Below are 4,236 nucleotides of genomic sequence, written 5' to 3'. Positions count from 1 at the left end.
CGGTACGTCGCGGCCGACCGGTCGGACGCGATGCTGGAGCGGGCGAAGGCCCACGCCGCGGAACGTCACCTCGACCAGGTGCGGTTCGTCCGCGCGGACGCCGCGGCGCTGCCGTTCGACGACGCCTCGTTCGACCTCGTCACCAGCTTCAACGGCCTGCACGTGCTGCCCGATCCGGCGGCGGCCGTCGCTGAGTTCGCGCGGGTGCTGCGGCCCGGCGGCACGCTGCGCGGCACCCTGGTCGTCGTGGGGGAGCGGCGGCGCAGCGATCTGCTGGTCCGTGCGTTCCGGCTGGCCAGGGCCTTCGGTCCTGGCGGCACCGCGGACGATCTGCAGGACTGGCTGGCACCGTATTTCAGCGACGTCGAGGTGGACGTCGCGGGCTCGGTCGCCGGATTCACCGCGACCCGCACCTGAGCCGACCCGCCCCCACCACGGTACCGGGTGGGGGTATAGTCGCGGCCATGACCGCCGTGAACCGACTGATCCTGCCCGCCGCGCTCGCCCTGTCCCTGGCGCTGACGGCCTGCTCGGGCGAGGACTCCCAGGCCGACTCCGGGCACGGCGGCGGCCACGACCCCGCCGCCTCGGCGACCGCGGCGGCGGGCGACCACAACCACGCCGACGTGATGTTCTCCCAGGAGATGGTCCCGCACCACAAGCAGGCCGTGCAGATGTCGGTCCTCGCCGAGACACGCGCCGCGAGCCCGCAGGTCAAGCAGCTCGCCGCCAAGATCAAGGGCGCTCAGGATCCGGAGATCGCGACCATGACGGGCTGGTTGAGCGCGTGGGGCGAGTCCCCGGCCATGGACCACGAGATGAGCGGCGACATGGGCGGCAACGGGATGATGTCGACGGCCGAGCTGGACGAGCTGAAGAAGGCCACCGGGCCCGCGTTCGACCGGCTCTTCCTCGAACTCATGATCAAGCACCATGAGGGGGCCGTCGCCTCCGCCAACGTCGAGCTCGCCGAGGGCGCGCACGGCCCGTCCAAGACGCTCGCCCAGTCGATCGTCGACGGTCAGAACGCCGAGATCACCACGATGAAGTCCCTGCTGTCCTAGCTCCGGCCCAGACCCGCTAGACCCAGGAGTCCATCCACATGCGGGCGTGCCAGGAGTCGTAGGGCAGGCTCTTGGCGGCCAGCACCGGGTACAGGTACCAGAAGTTCAGCAGGACGAGCAGCAGGTAGGCGCCCGCGATCGACGCTCCGACGATCCGCCGGGCGCCGGGCTGGGTGACCGGCCCGACGATCAGGCCGAGCGCCATCACGATCGCCAGGCACATGAACGGCACCAGCGGCAGCGCGTAGAACATGAACATGGTGCGGTCGCCGGCCGCGGGCCAGAACCAGAACAGCCAGCCCGCCACGTAGGCGAGCAGGATCGCCCCGGCCCGCCAGTCGCGGTAGACCAGCCACAGGAACACCATCACCAGCAGCGCCGCGATCGCCGCCCACCAGATCGCGGGGGTGCCGATGCCGAGGATCTCCTTGGAGCACTTCGCGGCGCCACAGTCGGTGATCTTGTCGTCGTAGAAGAACGCGACGGGCCGCCGCAGCACCGGCCAGTCCCACGGCCACGACTGGTAGGGGTGGGACGTGCTGAGGCTGTCGTGGAAGTTCAGGATGCTGCGGTGGTAGTTCCACAGATCGGGCAGCCCCTCGATCGGCCGGAGCAGCAGGTTCTTCGACGCGATGCCGCGCCCCCAGCCGCCGCTGGTCATCAGCCAGCCCGTCCAGGTGGCGAGGTAGACCAGCACCGGCAGGACGCACATGCTGAGGACCGTCGCCACGCCGTCCTTGAAGATGGCGCCGGCGTAGGGGAACTGCACTTCGGCCTTGCGGCGGGCGCCCATGTCCCAGAGGAACACCATGATCACGAAGCAGGCGAGGAACGGCGCCGCCGACCATTTGACGCCGATCGCGAGCCCGAAGCAGACCCCGGCCGCGATCCGCCACGGATGGAACACGTACGGGCCGAGCCCGAACGCCCGGTCGGGGGAGGCGTCGAGCTTGCCCGCCAGCACCTTTCGGGCGTGTTCGCGGTCGTTGACCAGGCACGCGAACCCGGCCAGCACCCAGAACATCAGGAAGATGTCGAGCAGTGCGGTGCGGCTGAGCACCAGGTGCAGGCCGTCGAGGGCGAGCAGGAAGCCGGCCGCGCAGCCCAGCAGGGTGTTGCCGGTCATCCGGCGGGCCAGCCGGCACAGGATCAGCACCGACAGGGTGCCGCAGAGCGCCGCCATGAACCGCCAGCCGAACGGGTTCACCCCGAAGATCGCCTCACCGACCGCGATCATCCATTTGCCGAACGGCGGGTGCGCGATGAACGAGCCGCCGTCCGACCAGACCTGGTTGGGGCTGCCGCCGAGGAACAGCTTGTCGGCGATGCCCTTGGGGTCGTCGCGGGTGGTGTGCTCGTAGCCGAACCGCCACAGCGCCCAGGAGTCCTTGGCGTAGTAGGTCTCGTCGAAGACGATCGTGTTCGGGTTGCCGAGCCGGTCGAACCGGAGGAATCCGGCGAAAGCCGTCACCAGGAGGGGGCCGAGCCACCCCCACAGGGCGCTGCCGGGAACTCTTGGCGCGAGCCTGTCCCGCAGGGGGGCGGCCCGCGGCGGCTCGGTCTTCTCCGTCACTACCACGGGGTCATCGTACGGGTGGCATGGCCGTCACAGTCCAAGACGCTGTGGACAATGGGACGTGTGAAGGGAACTCTCATTCTCGCCGCCGCGCCGATCGGCCGCGTCGACGACGCCTCGCCCCGTCTGACCAGGGCACTCTCCGAAGCGGTGATCATCGCAGCGGAGGACACCCGCAGGCTGCGCAGGCTCGCCGCCGATCTGGACGTCGCGCTCACGGCGCGGATCGTCTCCTACTACGACCAGAACGAGCGGTCGCGGGCCACCGAACTGCTCCAGGATCTGCTGGAGGGCCGTGACGTCCTGGTCGTCACCGACGCGGGGATGCCGGGGGTGTCCGACCCCGGCTACCGGCTGGTCGTGGAGGCCGTGGCGGCCGACGTCCCGATCACGGTGCTGCCGGGGCCGTCGGCGGTGACGACCGCCCTGGTCCTGTCGGGGCTGCCGACCGACCGGTTCTGCTTCGAGGGGTTCCTGCCGCGCAAGCCGGGCGAGCGGGCCTCACGCCTCGCCGAGCTGGCCGACGAGCCGCGCACGATGGTGTTCTTCGAGGCCCCGCACCGGCTGGACGCGTCGCTGCACGCCCTGGCCGACGCGTTCGGCGGCGACCGTCAGGCGGCGGTCTGCCGGGAGCTGACCAAGACCTACGAGGAGATCAAACGCGGCCCGCTGGCCGACCTGGCCGCGTGGGCGTCCGACGGGGTGAAGGGCGAGATCACCGTGGTCGTCGCGGGCGCGCCGCCCCGGGAGCGGCTGAGCGCACCGGCCGACCTGGCCGCGGCCGTCGCCGAACGCGAAGCGGCGGGAGTGCCCCGCAAGGACGCCATCACCGACATCGCCAAGGAGAACGGAGTCCCCAAGAAGGTCGTCTACGCGGCCGTCCTGGAATTCCGCTGATCTCCGGCAACCCTGGGCCCGTCCCACGTCGTACAGCCTCTTGAGAGCGACCGAAGAGGAGGCGCCGTGGGAGATCCCGACGGTTACGCCGGTTTCGTCGCGGCCCGGTCCGACCGGCTCGCACGCACCGCGTATCTGCTGACCCGCGACTGGGCCCTGGCCGAGGACCTCCTCCAGGAGGCTCTGGCCAAGGCCTGGACGGCGTGGTCCCGGCTGGACGACCAGCCCGAGGCCTACGTCCGCAGGATCATCGTCACCACGTATCTGACGTGGTGGCGGCGGCGCTGGCGCGGCGAACGCCCCACCGCCTTCCCGCCGGAGCGGCCCGGCCCCGACGAGCTGGCCGCCCACGACGAACGCGACCTCGTCTGGCGGGCCCTCGGCCGCCTCGCGCCCCGCCAGCGCGCCGTGATCGTCCTGCGGTTCTACGAGGACCTCACCGAGGCGCAGACGGCGCGGCTGCTGGGCGTCACGGTCGGCACCGTCAAGAGCCAGACCGCCAAGGCGCTGGCCGCGCTCCGCGTCGACGCGACGCTCCGCCCGTCCCGGAACCGGATCGACCTGGGGGTCGGCGAATGAACACCGAGGCTGAACCGCTGAACACCGACGAGCTGCGCGAGCTGCTGCGGATCGGGGGGGAGCCCGCACCGGCCGTCACCGACCGGGTGGCCGGGGTCGCGGCCAAGGTCCGCGCCCGCC

General features: G+C 71.2%; 5 protein-coding genes. 4 read left to right on the top strand and 1 reads right to left on the bottom strand.

Translation table 11 applies throughout. The features are described 5' to 3' along the window. On the top strand, positions 1-417 hold a 417-nt coding region (locus ACYVE7_RS30255; RefSeq protein WP_460369490.1), incomplete at its 5' end, for a class I SAM-dependent methyltransferase. A 47-nt stretch (positions 418-464) separates the two neighbouring features. Then, positions 465-1,064, top strand: coding sequence for a DUF305 domain-containing protein (locus ACYVE7_RS30250; RefSeq protein ID WP_460369488.1), 600 nt, complete (start codon positions 465-467; stop codon positions 1,062-1,064). A 16-nt stretch (positions 1,065-1,080) separates the two neighbouring features. Here ACYVE7_RS30250 and ACYVE7_RS30245 read toward each other — a convergent pair whose 3' ends face one another. Continuing rightward, on the bottom strand, positions 1,081-2,643 hold the full coding sequence (locus ACYVE7_RS30245; protein WP_460369486.1) for a dolichyl-phosphate-mannose--protein mannosyltransferase: 1,563 nt from the start codon (positions 2,641-2,643) through the stop codon (positions 1,081-1,083). Positions 2,644-2,694: 51 nt separating this feature from the next. On the opposite strand from ACYVE7_RS30245, the gene rsmI reads away from it, so the two are divergent. After that, positions 2,695-3,537, top strand: coding sequence for a 16S rRNA (cytidine(1402)-2'-O)-methyltransferase (gene rsmI / locus ACYVE7_RS30240; RefSeq protein WP_460369484.1), 843 nt, complete (start codon positions 2,695-2,697; stop codon positions 3,535-3,537). A gap of 66 nt (positions 3,538-3,603) precedes the next feature. Continuing rightward, the gene (locus tag ACYVE7_RS30235) at positions 3,604-4,116 is read left to right on the top strand and encodes a SigE family RNA polymerase sigma factor (protein ID WP_460369483.1); all 513 of its coding nucleotides are present in this window, start codon (positions 3,604-3,606) and stop codon (positions 4,114-4,116) included. Positions 4,117-4,236: the final 120 nt, after the last annotated feature.

The sequence above is a fragment of the Actinocorallia lasiicapitis genome, from assembly GCF_054778695.1.
The sequence above is the reverse complement of the archived record's forward strand: the minus strand, read 5'-3'. Positions and strand labels throughout refer to the sequence as shown.

Excerpts from the sequence above, each read along its gene's own strand:
- ACYVE7_RS30250 (WP_460369488.1), top strand. The coding sequence starts at position 465 with ATGACCGCCGTGAACCGACTGATCCTGCCCGCCGCGCTCGCCCTGTCC.
- rsmI (WP_460369484.1), top strand. The coding sequence starts at position 2,695 with ATGGGACGTGTGAAGGGAACTCTCATTCTCGCCGCCGCGCCGATCGGC.